Source organism: uncultured Shewanella sp., from assembly GCF_947495455.1.
In the GTDB taxonomy this organism is placed as follows: Bacteria; Pseudomonadota; Gammaproteobacteria; order Enterobacterales; family Shewanellaceae; genus Shewanella.
The window spans coordinates 1-16850 of record NZ_CANLZC010000044.1 but is presented as its reverse complement, the minus strand read 5'-3'; the positions used below and the strand labels follow the sequence as shown (position 1 = coordinate 16850).

At 40.2% G+C, this 16850-nt stretch carries 15 protein-coding genes and 1 pseudogene; 6 read left to right on the top strand and 10 right to left on the bottom strand.

Annotation, left to right across the window (positions count from 1 at the left end; translation table 11 throughout):
- The first annotated feature begins 39 nt into the window (after positions 1-39).
- Both Q0791_RS12680 and Q0791_RS12675 read left to right on the top strand, forming a co-directional pair.
- Positions 40-1104, top strand: a complete 1065-nt coding sequence (locus Q0791_RS12680) for a potassium channel family protein (RefSeq protein WP_299006819.1) — start codon at positions 40-42, stop codon at positions 1102-1104.
- A gap of 109 nt (positions 1105-1213) precedes the next feature.
- A complete protein-coding gene (locus Q0791_RS12675) occupies positions 1214-1939 on the top strand; it encodes an alpha/beta fold hydrolase (protein ID WP_299006816.1) in 726 nt (241 codons plus the stop codon).
- A 144-nt stretch (positions 1940-2083) separates the two neighbouring features.
- Here Q0791_RS12675 and Q0791_RS12670 read toward each other — a convergent pair whose 3' ends face one another.
- A complete protein-coding gene (locus Q0791_RS12670; protein ID WP_299006813.1) occupies positions 2084-2734 on the bottom strand; it encodes a DUF6058 family natural product biosynthesis protein in 651 nt (216 codons plus the stop codon).
- A 69-nt stretch (positions 2735-2803) separates the two neighbouring features.
- Positions 2804-3691, bottom strand: a complete 888-nt coding sequence (locus Q0791_RS12665) for a LysR family transcriptional regulator (RefSeq protein WP_299006811.1) — start codon at positions 3689-3691, stop codon at positions 2804-2806.
- Positions 3692-3911: 220 nt separating this feature from the next.
- On the opposite strand from Q0791_RS12665, the gene Q0791_RS12660 reads away from it, so the two are divergent.
- The 3 genes from Q0791_RS12660 (at position 3912) to Q0791_RS12650 (ending at position 6881) form a co-directional block, all read left to right on the top strand.
- Positions 3912-5162 (top strand): multidrug effflux MFS transporter, encoded by a 1251-nt coding sequence (locus Q0791_RS12660; RefSeq protein WP_299006808.1) that lies wholly within the window; start codon positions 3912-3914, stop codon positions 5160-5162.
- Between the two features lie 178 nt (positions 5163-5340).
- Entirely contained in the window at positions 5341-6120 is a 780-nt protein-coding gene (gene nirC / locus Q0791_RS12655) for a nitrite transporter NirC (RefSeq protein ID WP_299006805.1), read from the top strand.
- Between the two features lie 212 nt (positions 6121-6332).
- Complete coding sequence (locus Q0791_RS12650) at positions 6333-6881, top strand: hypothetical protein (protein ID WP_299006802.1); 549 nt, start codon at positions 6333-6335, stop codon at positions 6879-6881.
- Positions 6882-7063: 182 nt separating this feature from the next.
- Here Q0791_RS12650 and Q0791_RS12645 read toward each other — a convergent pair whose 3' ends face one another.
- The 6 genes from Q0791_RS12645 to Q0791_RS12620 all read right to left on the bottom strand — a co-directional run bounded on the left by Q0791_RS12645 (position 7064) and on the right by Q0791_RS12620 (position 13902).
- Positions 7064-8110 (bottom strand): alpha/beta hydrolase, encoded by a 1047-nt coding sequence (locus Q0791_RS12645; protein WP_299006799.1) that lies wholly within the window; start codon positions 8108-8110, stop codon positions 7064-7066.
- A gap of 73 nt (positions 8111-8183) precedes the next feature.
- Entirely contained in the window at positions 8184-9569 is a 1386-nt protein-coding gene (locus Q0791_RS12640) for a lyase family protein (protein WP_299006797.1), read from the bottom strand.
- Positions 9570-9752: 183 nt separating this feature from the next.
- On the bottom strand, positions 9753-10490 hold the full coding sequence (locus Q0791_RS12635; RefSeq protein ID WP_299006795.1) for a metallophosphoesterase: 738 nt from the start codon (positions 10488-10490) through the stop codon (positions 9753-9755).
- Positions 10487-10696 (bottom strand): hypothetical protein, encoded by a 210-nt coding sequence (locus Q0791_RS12630; protein WP_299006793.1) that lies wholly within the window; start codon positions 10694-10696, stop codon positions 10487-10489. Before Q0791_RS12630 ends, Q0791_RS12635 begins: the two co-directional genes overlap by 4 nt.
- An 88-nt stretch (positions 10697-10784) precedes the next feature.
- Positions 10785-12701 (bottom strand): cytochrome c peroxidase, encoded by a 1917-nt coding sequence (locus Q0791_RS12625; RefSeq protein WP_299006790.1) that lies wholly within the window; start codon positions 12699-12701, stop codon positions 10785-10787.
- A gap of 391 nt (positions 12702-13092) precedes the next feature.
- A complete protein-coding gene (locus Q0791_RS12620) occupies positions 13093-13902 on the bottom strand; it encodes a type 1 glutamine amidotransferase domain-containing protein (RefSeq protein WP_299006788.1) in 810 nt (269 codons plus the stop codon).
- 304 nt (positions 13903-14206) lie between these two features.
- On the opposite strand from Q0791_RS12620, the gene Q0791_RS12615 reads away from it, so the two are divergent.
- Entirely contained in the window at positions 14207-14926 is a 720-nt protein-coding gene (locus Q0791_RS12615; RefSeq protein WP_299006786.1) for a hypothetical protein, read from the top strand.
- A gap of 54 nt (positions 14927-14980) precedes the next feature.
- Here the strand turns inward: Q0791_RS12615 and Q0791_RS12610 are convergent.
- Both Q0791_RS12610 and Q0791_RS12605 read right to left on the bottom strand, forming a co-directional pair.
- Positions 14981-15238: pseudogene (locus Q0791_RS12610) on the bottom strand (GNAT family protein); the annotation flags it as partial.
- Positions 15239-15393: 155 nt separating this feature from the next.
- Positions 15394-16572 (bottom strand): hypothetical protein, encoded by a 1179-nt coding sequence (locus tag Q0791_RS12605; RefSeq protein ID WP_299006783.1) that lies wholly within the window; start codon positions 16570-16572, stop codon positions 15394-15396.
- Positions 16573-16850 lie beyond the last annotated feature (278 nt).

The following is a 16850-nucleotide window of genomic DNA, read 5'->3' as shown; positions in this document are numbered from 1 at the left end:
ATATTAGATTTTCAATACATGCCATAGGGAACATTCGCTATGTACTTATTTAGGCGGATCTACCTCTTATGCTCAGTGCATTTACATAAAATCAGTTGGCCGTCACTGTTATTGGGTTCCATTGCACATTATGCTATTTGTTGGTTAGCGCTCAGTGCATTAGGCGAAACACAGCTAGTACAATTACCTCAATTTTTCTACTTTATGTCAGTTGTTGGCAGCACAGTAGGGTTCGGCGATATGTCACCTGTTACCTTAGGCGGACAACAATTTGTTGCTTGGTACCAAATTCCTGCAAGCATTGGCATTTTTGGTTCCGTTTTGGCCAAAATCATCGCCACAACAAAAACACTCATTGAACGGAATATCAAAGGTATGAGAAATTTTTCACATTATAGCAATCATGTCATTATTATCGGTTGGCACCCTAAAGGGACAAGAAAGCTCGTCGATTGTATTTTATCAGATAAACGCAGACAAAATGGACAAATCTTAATTTGTGTCAATGATGATGAACAAACCCATCCTTATCCAGACAATGATCAAGTAGATTTTGCCAAACTGTCCTCATTCTCTAATGACGATGCACTTAATCGGATCAGCGTTAATGGTGCGAATCGAGTGATTATTTATGGCGAAAGTGACGATCAAACGTTAATGGCAGCCTTAGCCATTTCTCCTAGAGTCAAACCAGATTGTCATATTGTGGCGTATTTCAATGATGAACAAAATGCTGTCTTACTCAATAAACACTGTCCAAATATTGAATCTGGCAGCAATCGTTCAGCTGAGTTACTTGCTCGCTCAATGCAAGATCCAGGCTCCTCTAGAGTCATTAATCACCTACTCAGCCCACAAACAGGCGCCACACAATTTTCATTGATGATCCCCGATAATGTTCCCCCTTTTACCGTTGGGCAACTCTGGCAACAAATGAAAAATGACAATAATGCGACGCTCATCGCCATTTCAACTATGCTCTCAGGGGATGACGTCGAGCTCAATCCCCCCGCAGAAAGACAACTCGCATCTGGACACTTTATTCACTATATCGCGTCAGAGCGCATTTTAGCCAGTGAAGTCAATTGGCATTTTGCTCGCTAAGGCTTATGCTTAATCAAAGAGTTGGCCGTCACTTAAAAAGCGCTTCAGCCTAAGCACTTAAACCTAAACGCTTAAACTTAGACGGCCACAATAGTTTAAGGGGGGTAACATGGCTCATTTCTTGTTCATTCACGGCGCTTGTCACGGCGCATGGTGTTGGCAACAAGTCACCTCACTCCTCTGCCAACTGGGACATGAATGCTACAGCATCGATCTGCCTGGCCATGGCAATGATCAAACCCCTAGAGCGCGAATTACTCGGCAAGATTATCTCAATGCCGTTTCTCATGCCATAGAAGCATTAGAATGGGAAAACATTACCCTTGTTGGGCATTCAGCAGCGGGAATACTATTGGCGGATTTAAGTGCAAAACACGCTGAGATCCATCGGCTCATCTATCTCGCGGCCTATATTCCAAATCAAAATGAGTCTATGCTAGATCAACTACCACCTGACAGGCAAATTCAATATCAAACCATGGCTTCAACATCTAGCACCCGCTGTATTGCTCTGGATTTTGATACTATGTATAAATACTATTTCAATAACTTAAGTCTGACTCAAGCCCAATTTTACTATCAGAAAATCACTCCAGAACCCATTGGGCCCTATGAAGAAAAAGTCAAAATGAGCCCCAGTCAATTGTCTGTCAAGCAAGACTACATTATTTGCAAATATGATCAACGACTCCTTGAAGAACAAGCTAAACGCTTTGCCAGTCGCACTAAGGGTCAGATCCATACCTTAGACACAGATCATTGTGTCATGCTGTCAAACCCCCAGTTATTGAGTCAAACGTTGCACAATATCGTCACTAATGCCACCGATACTTGAAGGACTCGTTTTTAAAAGATAAAAGGACAAACATAAGCATACTTTGTTGATATTGCCGATAAAGGTTTCTCTTAGCTTCTTGTATCAACAAGTTTTAAATTAATAAAAAAGCCTTCTCTTAAGCGAGTCGGTCAAGCTGTAAACTTAAGCAGATAATTGATAGGCCTCTCGAATATCATCCACTAACCGCTTACGTGAGCTGCTTGCTCTTTCATGAGGCGCAAAGAGTGCGCTGACATCATCTAATAAATTAACCGCTCTGGTCAGTTGAATACGCTGCTCTGAGGTGAGTGATGTTAATTGAGACAACCCATTGATTTGGCTTATGGCTAACTCTTTTGCCGCAATATCTTCCGGTAAACCAGAAAGCGTACATAAACCATAAGTCCCCTCTAAGAAATGAACCCACTCTTGTTCCACGTGCAAATGAAGATCCTGTGCGACTTTGCCCTGTTCCAAGCCATGACCTAAGCCCTTTAGTTTATCAATGGCTTGCACATAACGTTTAAAAAAGACGCTATATACCGCCTCTTTATCACCTCCCTCACTATTTAATAGTGTCTGCACTAACTGAAACCAAGAAACATACCCTTTGGCGTAATAACGCAAAGTGCGTGTTTCATCCCGTTGACCAAAAAATGAATCACACTGTATAGCAAGTTTCAATTGATATGACGCCTTAGGCATAACCCCCATTAATTGGTACTGTTCCAGCACTGAATAATTCACATTCACCTTTTCTAACAGGACTTCCTCCGTTAAAAAGTGAGTGTTGAGATAGTGTATTAATTCCATTTTGCTGCTTCCTTTTTAATTCTTTGACTCAGTATGCCAATAAGATTAGACATTAACATAAGGACAAGCCTAGCTTAAAACACTTCTCAATTTATCTTCTACGTAATCTAAAAAAGATTGGGTTTTAAAAGGCAATACCTTTAATTTTGGATAATATGCATAAATCGTCCAAGTTTTGGACTGATGATCCGCTAATACTGGCACTAAAGACCCTTTCACTTCATCATTAAATGCCATGGGACTGGCAAACACTATCCCTAAGCCCGCAACAGCTGCCTTAATTAACGTCGTACTATTATCGGAAATTAAATTCCCCCCTATGGCGACCGTTTCACCATTGTCAAATTCCCAAACTTGAGGAGTATCATTGCCCATACTCATCAAACAATTATGCTCAGATAAATCAGCTAAGGTTTTCGGCGCTCCATTTTTCTGTAAATAACTCGGTGCAGCAAACAGCTTTAAATGTGCCTGACCTATCACATGATGATCCATGTTCACCGAAAAAAAATCAGGGGATTTATGACTAAAATATAAATCAAGGTTTTCGACTTGATATAGCAAGGGATAAGTTAATGTTTTGACATTGATCGTCAGATCTGGATATTGCTCCAGTAACCTAGGTAATAAAGGGGCAATGTATAAGCTACTAAAGATAACTGAAATACCTATAGTTAATACTCCACGAGGTTCATCACTTTGGTTACGTACTGTTTCTTTTAACGCTTGCCAGTCATTTAATAAGGACTTAGCTTGCTCATAAAAATATTCCCCTTCAAGGGTTAGATCCAATCGCCGTGTCGTTCGCTGTAAAAGTTGTACGCCAAGTTGCTCTTCTAACCAATTAATATGCTTACTTAATGCGGAGCTAGAAGTGTAGAGATGGCTCGCCGCTTTGGTAAAGCTTTGATCATCTACAATTTGAATAAAACTCTGTGAACACTTGTGCCAATCCATTTCATCACCCTATGCCAAATATTAACTCAATTAAGATATAACTCTTGAATTATTAATTCCCAGTAAGACGCAATGAGTTTCCTAAACACCTTATTATCATCCAAAAGGAAATAAATTATAATAACCCCATCTTCAAAAACATTAAACCTGTTCTTTCGTTTTCTAGCATACGCACTTTCCTTTATTAACGTAAAAACAGGCCCAACATAAGGTTCGCAATGTGAAGCAAACTTTTGGAAACCTCAACTTTATCTTAGTCATATTAGGCGTTGTCGCCTCACAGCTTGCCGTGAGCCTTTACCTTCCTTCCCTACCTGCCATCTCAAGCCAATGGCATTTAAGCGTGGGTAACACTCAACTCACATTGAGCGTTTTCTTTTTAACCTTTGGTCTATCACAGTTATTTTACGGATCCTTATCCGATCACATTGGTCGAAAGCCATTGTTGCTAGTGAGTATCAGTATTTTAACTTGTGGTAGTATTCTCGCCGTCTGTGCAGATCATTTCGATCAATTACTGCTTGCTAGATTATTACAAGGGCTTGGAGGTGGTGGGCTTTCAGTACTCGGCCGTGCAATATTAAGGGATCTTTTTCAAGGGCTAGCATTACGAAAAGCCATCAATATGCTGGCCATTGCCGCTTCTTTTACCCCTGTCATTGCACCAACATTGGGTGGATATATGCAAGAAGCCTTTGACTGGCGCAGTAATTTCATGCTTCTCACCTTATATAGCGGTATTTTATTACTGCTCATTTTTTTTAAAATGGCAGAAACCAACAAAAATGTTCCCCCCCATCATACCCCACAAGCCAAATGTAAACCCAAATCGACACTCTCCTTGTGGACTATACTGGCCGATTATGCGCATGTGTTAAAAAATAAACCTTTCATTTGCTATGCTATCACCACGCTTATCGGCTATCTTGCCATGATACTCTGCTTGGCAAACACGCCCTTTTTACTCACTAATGAATTTGGTTTCAGCCCCAAAGCCGTCGGTTATTTCATGCTGGTTCAGCCCAGTTTTTTCTTAGTGGGTAATCTTATTCAAAATAGATTATCCACCCATGTAAGAGGTAACACATTCATTCAAGTCGGCATGATCATTTTAGCCATGGTTGGCTTGTCATTGTTATTACAAAATACCTTTCATATCCAGTCGCTGAGTGCCATATTATTAACCTTGGCATTAAATGGACTCGCCGTTTCTCTCATTTTCATCAATGCAATGGCAGGAGCGCTGGCGTTATTTTCACATCAAGCTGGCGCGGCGGCTGCACTATCGGGAATGTTTCAAATGGTGGGTACCGCTATCATTACTGCCACCTTGGCTAAGCTACAATGGTCATCACTGCATTCACTAGGCTGGATTTATTTATCCTTATTCGCTGTCTTATATTTGTTAGTCAGGCAGTTAACACATTTACAAAGTCACACCACAATAACTGCGGTACCAGAGTCACAATAAGTGAATAAACATGACATTTTAGCGCACCGTTTTTGCTCATAGTATCTAATGAGACGTTGATTAATATCATCATTATTTGGCAAACGTTCCGGCAGACTTTCCAGCTCCCCATACATTGCAAAATAGGGGTATATAATTAAATCATTAACCCGCTGCATTTTAATGACGGATCTTGCGTATGTACGCCAACACGATAGAAAAATGTTCAACCAATGCCGTTCGTATTGTGGCATTAAACAAGACGTCTCCCTTTAGTTTCATGGTAAGTAGCGCCATGGCAGGTGCCTACATTGGGCTCGCAATTATCTTAGTATTTACTTTAGGCGATCCCCTTTCCCCACCCCTTCGGCCGCTTGTCATGGGGGCCACTTTTGGGCTGGCATTAACCTTAGTCATTATTGCAGGCTCTGAACTTTTTACTGGCCATACCATGTTTTTAACCTTTGGAGTAAAAACGGGTGCTATCCATTGGAAAGATAGTATTCGCATTTTACCAAAAACTTGGATTTATAATTTACTGGGATCGATTGCAGTAGCAGGGCTATTTTACTTATCTGGCGGAGGGGAGTTACTCGTCAATTCAGAAAGCCTCATTCACCATGTCGCACTGACAAAAACCACTTCTCCTATCACAGTGCTCTTTTTTAAAGGCATTTTATGTAATTGGCTGGTCTGCCTGGCCATTTGGATGTGTCAACGCACCGAAGGCACTGGCAAGTTTATTGCCATCTGGTGGTGCTTACTGGCCTTTATCAGCTGTGGATATGAACATTCCATTGCCAATATGAGTCTCTTTGCCCTATCGTATTTTGGTGAGCATCAAACCGGTTTTACACTTTTCGGCATAGTGCGAAACTTATTTTGGGTCTCCCTCGGGAATCTGCTATCAGGCGTTATCTTTATGGGACTGGGATACTGGTACGCCACGCCAAAAGCTGAACGGCCTATTGTTAAATAACACCTTGCTTATATCTCTTTACTTATATCTCTGTAATAGAGTGTAATATTTTTATTGAATAAAAAGAGTTATGGTTAACACAAACATTAACTTTCTCCTATCTAATGAAGATTAATAACTTTCGACATTGGCTCTGAACAAGTACCTTGGTAAAGCATCGTCATCCATTTTTACCCTATAAAATTTATTGAATAAATCAGTTGGACAATATTATGCCAATCATCACTAATCAACAGCTTAATACTTTAAAAGGTGGAGGAAGAGAGTTATTTCCAGCACTCAGTGTGGATCTCAAACAAAGTCGTTATGCTATTGTTAATCTGTCGATTACCATCATGTTTACAGGACTTTGCTATGACTTTAAAAGAAGGCCCAGTAAAGAGCATAGCGAGATGGAACAAATAATACGAAAGGGACACTTTACACCGCATAATATAAAGCAATCAGCATTAAATTGTGCCACTTATGATAATCAAACCATCAAAAACACGGCACGCACACCTACTGGATCTCTCCATAAAAATAAGCATCAATTAATGCAACTTAATCTTACCAGTAACCAGCCTAATATTGACTGTCACACTAACTTACACACTTTTAGATGCCCAGCCATCAACAATGAATTCAAAATCTTTCACAGCCATGTGCAATTTCTAAAACAACAAAAATCAGTGTCTATTGTGCCCATTTTAAATACCTCTCATTCGACAATAGAAGGTATGAAAAATGCTTGCGGGCAATTTATAATCAGCTTTTTATAATCAACTCTTTATAATCTAAGTAGTTTATTTATAAAACAATATATTATCTCAATCGCACACATGTGAACAGCGACGAATTATCGAATAAAAAAGGAAAGTAAACAGCCCCCTCCTTAACCATCAATAATATTCATCAACTCAAGATTATACCACTCAATGCTTACTCAGCACTCGCTCATTCCTTATTGACACGCACGCTTAAATGCCCTCACACAATCCTCGATCGCTTCATCGGATAAAGATGATGGCGTGAGAAAATCGAATCCATGTACCGTTCCAGCATAATTGTGTAACTCAACGGGCACTCCGGCATTCATTAACCGCATGGCATATAAGATGGCTTCATCTCTTAACGCATCATGCTCACAAGTCATCATATAAACAGGAGGCAGATTTGACAGATCTTTCGCCTTGGCTGGCGCGGCATAAGGCGATATATGCGTTAAATCATCTTCTAAATCTCTTCCACCTAAGCAATGACCACTCACTCCATTATAATTAACACCATTATGAGTTTTCTCTAATCTATCGGCTTTTAAATGTGACATTCCCAAATAATGCTCCCAAACGGCTCGCACACTGCTATTATCACAAATATACAGTCCTTCTCCCTTTTTCATCGACTCGGTTTCTGCTTGATTATCTAACGCTGGATACAGCAACATTTGCAATAATATATTAGGCCCTTTTCTATCTCGTGCCATTAAGGACACAGCAGTTGCTAGCGTTCCTCCCGCACTCCCGCCGCTAATGACAATGCGATTGGGATCGATATTTAATGATTTGGCATTGTTAAATACCCATTCTAGAGTGGCATAACAATCTTCAACCGCAGCTGGAAAAGGATGCTCTGGCGCAAGTCGATAATCCACCAGCACCCCCATAGATTGTGTTTTAGCGGCCATGACTAAACTGCGAGGATGATCGGATTCCAAATCACCTAATATAAAGCCTCCACCGTGAAAATGAATCAACACTGGCATAGGGGCTTGTACCGCCTTTGGTCGATATAAACGAATAGGTATGTCAGGTGCGCCTTTAGCCCCAGGAATAGTGCGTTCTATTTCCTCAATATTTTCATCTGTCGGCCGCTCTATACCTTGATCTTGAAGCATTTGCTTCATTTGAGAATACATTTCCCTGACCTTTTTAGGATCAGAAAAGTCAAAACAAGGTAGCGTTTTTGCAATTGCTTCAATCTCGGGATCATAAATACGTTGTAATTTCATATTCAATCCTTTTTACGTACGCTCTTATTGAGGTATTTCTTGAGGTATTTCTTGAGGTATGGTCACTACTTGTCTAAAGGCCACCTCGTATCAGCTTAGCTGGATCGAGTAACTTCTCTAGTTCAGTGCGTGACAAACTGGTTTCTTCTTCAGCAACATCAATAATAGGCCTTTTTTCAGCATAAGCTTTCTTGGCGATATTGGCCGCTTTTTGATAACCAATAATAGGGTTTAATGCCGTTACCAAAATGGGGTTCTTTGCCAATTGCTCATTGAGCCTGCCACTGTTAACAGTAAAATCGGCAATGGCTTTATCGGCTAAAGAGCGCATGCCATTACTCAATAGCCCTATACTTTGCAATAAGTTATATGCAATCATAGGTAACATTACATTCAGTTCAAAATTACCCGATTGCCCACCAATTGTAATACTCGTGTCATTACCTATCACCTGCGCTGCCACCATTGCCACCGATTCTGGGATCACAGGATTGACTTTTCCCGGCATAATGGACGAACCCGGTTGTACTGCTGTTAGCGAGATCTCTCCCAGGCCCGATAAAGGACCTGAATTCATCCAACGTAAATCATTGGCAATTTTCAATAAGGCCACCGCTAAGGTTTTTAAATGGCCAGAGACAGTGACCGCCACATCTTGGCTTGCCATTAACGCAAATTTATTAGCACTGGGCATAAAATCTAAAGACGTTTTTTTTGTCAAAAGCTGGCAAAATAGCGGCGCAAAATCAACATGGGCATTAACGCCTGTTCCCACAGCGGTTCCACCTTGCGCCAATTGCAATAATTCAATGAGCCCCGAAGCCAATCCCCTTTTACCATGCTGTAATTGCCCCGACCAAGATAAAAGCGACTGATTTAAACTCACAGGCATCGCATCCATTAAATGGGTTCGTCCCGTTTTAATATGTTCCTTCACACTCTGAGCTTTATTGATAATACAGGAATCTAAATGCGCTAAAGCGGGTAATAAATCATTATTGATTGCAAGCGCAGCACTGATATGAATTGCCGTTGGAACAACATCATTACTGCTTTGACTCATATTAACATGATCGTTCGGATCCACAGGACAATGAGCCTGTTGACTGGCCAATGCCGCAATCACCTCATTCACGTTCATATTTGAGCTGGTACCTGAGCCGGTTTGAAACACATCCACAGGAAAATGGGTATCAGAAGCATCATATTGCCCATCAATGATCATTTGGCTCGCTTCCACTATCGCCTTCGCAATGTGAGGTTCAATGAGCTTTAATGTGAGATTAGTCTGCGCGCTGATCTGCTTGATGAGGGCCATACTACGAATAAAAGCACGGGGCATCATTAAATCGCTGATTTGAAAATTATCGATGGCTCTTTGGGTTTGCGCACCATAAAGTGCCGTTTTATTGACTCTCACCTCTCCCATACTGTCTTTTTCAACTCGAAAATCATTCATACTGTCAATCAATCCTTAAAAAGAAAGACAAAAAACAAGTATAGGTAAAATTAGTAGGGCGGCATGAGAAACATGCCTGAAAAATGTAAAAAGTGATTCAAATTAGGATATGAATGAAGCTCAAATGTCAAAATCAGCCTGTTATAAACATAGTATAAACACTTGTAGAATCATCGAGTACAATCAGTCGACAATATACACTTGGCTATTCAATTGACAACTTATGGGATCAAATCGATAACCCATATAACCAATCACAGCTTCTCTTTCATACTCATCACAATCATGATTAAACCCATATGAGGTTGCTGGGCAGACAATTTGTGGCACTGAGCCTTTGATATTTTCAAGAAAATAGCGATGCGCATGACCACTGATCACTGCCAATGTTTGCGGGTGTACCGCATCAATGACAGCTTGGTGGTTTTCAATGCCGATGTGAGCAAACCACTGTGCCCCCACATTGAGTACTGGGTGATGAACAATAACCACACTTGGATGCTTGCGGGTCTCTTTTTTAAGCTGAGCTAAAGCTTGTTTTGATACTCGACCTGCTCCCAAAGGCATACCAGTTATCGGTTTTAAACTCGAATCAAGCATTAACAGCCAAATGCCATTAATCAATTTCACCTTAGGTTGAATTCGAATCTTGCTGTGATGAAACACTCGTTGCATGAGTGATAAATCATCATGATTTCCGGCAATGGCATAAATTTGGTCTATCGTGACATGGGCTTCGATGACAGCTTTAAATTTCATATACACTTCAACCGAGGGTTCAGACACAAGATCCCCGGTGATCAGCAGCATATCACCGTCACCTTGACCTTCTATGTGCTGTAATACACGTATTAAATTCGCTTCAATCTGTTTATCTGTAAGGCTTAAATGGCAATCACTGATTTGATAAAGCTTCATCATTCATTTCCCTTTTCAATATCAAACGCAGTGGTGGGTATTTCAAAAAGTTCATCATAAAGCAGAGCATCTAACTTGCCTCTTGAACCGCGAGTACTCGGCCTAATACAGGCTTGTTTCGAGCCAATGATAGTTTCTTTTAAATAAGCCAAATGAAAACTGCCTCTTTCTTTGTCAATATATATGGCTATAAGTCTATTAGATGACATCAATACCGTAAACATATTCAATACATGCATTACGGTATTGATTAGGCATCACAGCCAAATTCAAGCATTATTATTGGCATTCACACACTCATAGTGCATTACCATTGATATCAATGGCATCGAGTTGGTGACCATCCGGCCCACCATCACGAACAGGAATTAATCCTTGAATAGCATTAGACTGTGTATTGGCTGCGTCGGGATCCGTTAAGGTCTTTAAAAATTTCACTATCAACGCCACTTCAGCATCATCAATCTCCTGAATGAAGCTCTCATTACCATTAAAAATGGCCATCGAATGCATCAAACCATTGGGTGCCAATCGTTCAGCGCAATTGGCTAATGTTTTAAATTGCTCTAGTTGACACATTTCTTCATTGTCAAAGTATTGTGTAATAGAGGCTGCATTATTCCGATAATGCTCGATATTGCGCTTTAACGAACCAAATTGCCCATTGTGTCCCCAAGGGCCTGTGATTGCCACGTTTAATAGCGAAGGCGTTCGAAAGAAGCCTACATTATTAGGTTCTACCGCTAAATCAGCACTGGGAATTGGCCCTTCAGCACCAAGATCCGCCCCAGTCGATTCAATGCCAACACCGATCTGTGGGTAATTTCCCGCCGACACTTCTTCATTACTAAATAGCGCGCCTGAATGACAAAATGTACAACCGGAACGATTTGACATAAAAGTAATTGCACCACGCTTCTCATCATTGTCTATCGCCGATAAGTCACCTTCCACATAATCAAAAAAAGGATTATCGATAAACAGTTGAACAGATTGATAAGCGGCTAACGCTGCTGACACACGGGAAAAATCAATGCTAGGATCACCAAAAGCAGAGGTAAATAATGTCCCCCATGCTTGAGGATCTAATGCTGAAACCAGCTCACTCTCTCTGTAAGCAGTGTGCTGAGCAAGATCCGTTTCATCATAACCAAAATCAGCGATATTGCCCATTTCTTCGGCATTAGTCACCGGAAAATGTGCCTGAGCCATTAATAAGGTTAACGTATTATTATTCCCAACTCTTGCTATCGTTTTATCGGTCACATCTTGTGAATCTGTCTGTAAAGCGCCTTCAACCATCGCGACTCGACTATCCCAGAACAAACCTTTACTCCACAGCCCAGTATTACAAGTCGCAGGCGAGTTACGAGCAACAATGGGGATTGCATTACTCACATCCTGACGGCCAATACCCAATAAATCTGACATAACCGCGTTAACCCCGATAGGCATGGACAAATTATCACTACCACAGCCAATGGCCGGATGATGGCAAGAAGAGCAAGCCGTATCTTTATTGGCACTTAAGGATTTATTATGGAATAAGCGCTTCCCTAACTCGACCAGCTCTGGCGACTGCTCACTTCTCACGCGAGCTGCAAATGCTTTTAAGTCTTCTAATTGTATCGCCATATTATTAAAAGTGAGCATTTCACTCAAACATGCATCTAAATCACTGTCGGCAACATCCATAGCCGTTTGTTGATCATTATTGATATGACAAGCAGGGAAGTTCATCAAGAGATCATTAAGGATCTCTGTGCCAGCGCCATTTGTCATGCCCTCATTGGTCTCATTGACTAATGTTTTGGCCACAACATGAGCCGTTTCTTGCGGATCTCTTACATTTCCTGTCGTCACTTTGTAACGATAGCGTGTATTCACTTCTAAATTTTCATCTACATAGAAATGTTCCATGGTCTCAGCGATTTTCTTATTATCACGATAAATTGTGACACTTCCTCCCGTTGATAACCAAGACAGTCCAATACTCGTGCCAGAAAAAGCATTAGCAATTAATTGTCTGGGTACCGTTAGCGAGGCGGAATTTGACTCATCCTCTTCATCACCAATAGGATCAGGATTCGGTTGAGTGGTACCAGATTGAGATTCGGTCGTGTCGCTCGCGCTAAGCTCAGGATCAGAGGTATCACCACAAGCTGTCAAAAGTAGAATCAAACAGCTAAACAGGGAATATTTGAATTGTTTCACACATCATTCCTTCTATATATTATTATCATCTTGTTATTGCAATACACTTTCATACCATAAAAAAAACCAGCGACTTACACACCAACACATTCAGTGCACAATAAAATGTCATCACTCATTTTTTTTGCAGTATTTCACACCAAAGCATTACACAAGCTTAACGGCATTATTAAAGAGTAATAGCAAAGAGCTATCACCAAGAACACCAATAACTATTACTAAGCATAAAGCAGTATAACCCAGCTAAAGAGTGGAAAACATCAAGAGCAAACAATAGAAGATAGGCATTCATAGCTTAAAATGAATGCCCATATCATTGAGTTTTAATATATAAAAAAGGATGAAATGAACGCTTGAATAATGAACACTTAAATAAAGTTCAACGATTATATTATTTAAGCGTTGAAGTTTGAGGTATTAAGTTTTGAACATGAAGTAAGATCATTTCTTTTGCGACTAATGCCGCTGATGGTAAAAACATTGTCGAGACGATCCGCTCATCAATCACGACTTGATGTTTGTCCGTTAACGTCTGCTTATTTTGTGCAAGCGCACCATTTTTATTCAGTTGATCTTCAACCATAAAAGGCAACAAAGTTCCTTGCTTAGCCCATGACTTACTCACTTCTGTGCTATTAGGAAAACCAGCGACTTTCTTGCCTTTTACAAGAAAAGTATTATTAGACAATTTCACATTAGCAAAGGCGCCAGCGCCATGGCCACCAGCACCTATAATGCCTCCAGACTCATAAATGTCGCGAATGATATGTTGCAACTTTTGATTGAATGCGACATCAAATAAAGGGCCATAACCTCCACCAATATACACACCCCAATAATCATTAGGGTTAATCAAATGGGGTGAAAACGTCACCGCCGTTTTATCCAAAAAACCTTCATACTTAATGGCATAACTGCTGATCCCGACGGGATCCATCATAAACTCCACTTTTCCACCTTTAGGCGAAACAAAAACGACTTCAATACCATGGCTATTAAAAACATGAAAAGGCGGCGCCACTTCCCATAAATTATTACGGGCATCGTGTTTCTCCTTATCCCCCATATCAAGTCGATTAGATGTGATAATTAATATTTTCTTAGGGGCTGTCAATGATAAATCAGTGTGAGTCTGGGCAGAGTAACTCAGTGTTGAAAAAAGGCTTACTGTCACCAATAAAATCTTAAATAAATATTGCATTCTTTTCCTTAATAATCACTAATACATGATAGATATTAGTGCTCCAATAAAAGTTCTTTATATCACTAAACAAGCATCATATCTCATTCATTTATTCAAGCAACTAAATCACTTAAAAGTGAATGTAATTTCTAAAATTTATCTCTCGTTTTAATTGCCTTCACTATACTCATTTTATTATGAATATTTCACCTTCAAAGACACGCATATGCCTATAACGCTTTTTATAAACCCAAAAATCGCTCACGTTATTTGCGCTAACATAAAGAAGTTAATCAAAATCATTCAATATTATTGCCTATTTTTGATATTCATCTGTGTGACATCCTGTGGCGAAAGTAGCACTTCACCTATTGATAAAATTCAGGAAACTGAATCTCAGTATTTTACCCCCACACTAACGGCTAAAACCTTAGCCAGCGCTGGCTCAACACAGCTCACTTTATTTAGTGGAACAAGAATTAGCCGTTATTTAAATCATCCTGAGTTTTTCCCCACTGAAACAGCTTTGCCTTTTTGTGTCTGGCTGTCACCCGATACTGAAGGTCAAGCCACACTCGATGCCATAGTCAAAGAAAACATTGAGGAAACGAGTTGCCCCTTTTTCGATGCCCATATCACCCTTTTTTGCGGCAATACCCATTTACCCAAGCAAGCTCTCATAAATCAATTTACTACTGCCTTTGCTAACAATGACTCAACTCAAGCAGACATTATTGGCACGCAATGGGGCACTGACTTCTTCAAACGTTTTTATTACCAAATGGAGAACAATACTCAGCTTCAAAACTTGTCAAATACATCAAAAAGTACCTTAGATAGCGACGCGACATACAGTTTTGATCCCCATATCAGTTTATTTTATGGCAATGACAGCGACATTCCAGAGAATAAAGTCCTCGCAGCGCCTCATTTAAATAGCCTCACCTTTAATCAAATCAGGCTCATGTCAGACTGCGCTAATGAAACTTATACCTGCGTCGCCTCATGGGAAGAATATGCTAGCATATCCTTAAATGAATAGTGCTCACGTCGAATACAATATAAAGAAATGCATAGCTGATCTCATCCAATAAGATTATCGATTGAGCTTACTGCACAAGTGATTTCTCACCGCAGGCCATTCTGTTCCTAAAATGGAATACACTACAGTATCTCTTATGGAGCCATCTTGCATAATTTGATCACAACGTAAAATACCATCTTGTTTTGCGCCGAGTCGCTCAATGGCTTTTCTTGAGTCATGGTTAAAAAAGTGAGTTCTAAACTCCACAGCTATTGCCTGATGGTTTTCAAATAAATGCTGCAATAATAAAAATTTACTTTCAGTGTTTATTCACAAAAGGAGGAACCGTGGCGGGCATATCATCAATGTCCAACCAAATGAGCAGAGCTCAAGCTGTTCATTCATTCCTCATTGATTACAGCAAACAGCGCATCAATGAATATTAACACAATAAAATCCAGCATAAATTAGCACTTAATCATAAATCACTCATTATGAGTCAAACGTGTCTTCTGCGTTGAAAAATCTTCATAGCATAAGAACGATGAATGTTTAAAAGGCATGTTGTTCACTAAAGGAGGAAACGTGGCGAGCATATCGTCAAGTTTTCCTCGATAATCTTGCACATTGTCAAGATAGGCTTGATCCATCCGCTTGTAACACAATTGATCCGTTTGCGTATTAATGCGGAATGCCCAAAATATTCCATTAAAGGCGGCGCTCACATTAAACCTTGGCACCGCAGCACCATATCGGTTCATCAGTTTATCACCTTGAGCATTCACCGTTTGCAAAAGCTCATTGTGTTTAGCATTACAATGATAATATTGTTTATCTACTGGTTGGCAGGCATAATGACCATGAATAACGGCCACCACATTGCGCTGACGCACCCATTCAATAAGCCTATTCTTAATTGTGGATTGTAAGCTCATCTTTTTCCTGTCTATCATCTTCTTCTCTAAGGGAGGTTCACTCAGCTGATGGACAACAAATATTATCGGGCTTTGGCCTATTTCATCACCTTTATCTTTTAATAACGCCGTCAGATAATCTATGACACTGTTTGAGTAAAGATGATTATGCAATTGCACTAAAAAAACCTCACCACTGGGATCCATTGGGTTTTGTAGCCTTACCGTATAATAATAGGCTTTTGCTTGCTGGCAATACGCATTATGAATATCGCAATCCCCACCATCCAATTTCATCATTTTTTTAGAAAAATGAAAAATATTCCACCCTTTTTGGGTGAGACTTTCACCTTTCAATAGGTTTGATAGTCCATTAAAACTAGTGGTATCTGCTGAAAAGAATTGAGTATCATGATTTCCTAGCCCATCTAACGGCTTGACCCCTTGCTGTTCAATAAACTGATAAGCCTTAGCATACAATGCCTTGCCATGACCATCCATGGTTAAATCCCCCGCTATGGGTAACACTTTTGAGCAATCTTGGCACTGCTTAGTTAACATAGCCACATCGGCTAATGTGCGAAATGCACGACGATCATTACCAAAGGTAAATTGGGGATCGGAAACGGCAAAAAAACTGATCCATGCCCCCTGAGCCACTGGCACACAGCAAAAAGCCAAAATAAGAAGAGCCAAGGCAAGCAGAGCCAAAATAAAACCACTACGAGCAAGGTGATGAATATCAAGCATGTTATTTCACTTAACAATGAGCGACTCCATTGATTATAGGTGTTAACATAAAAGACACATGCTTGAGTCCCCCTCTTTTTGCTCCATCAACAAGAAAAAGGCAAAGGAAAAGAATTAAACTGTAAAGTGATGATCCCATGGGGTTTTGGGAATGCCAGTTGAAAAATGGGCGATCACAGCTCCCATTTAGCTCTATACCGTTTTATACCAATTCTATTATATAAGTGATCTTTCAGCGGGAATTCAACATGCTGTAGGCAAGGTCGTTAATTGCTCCT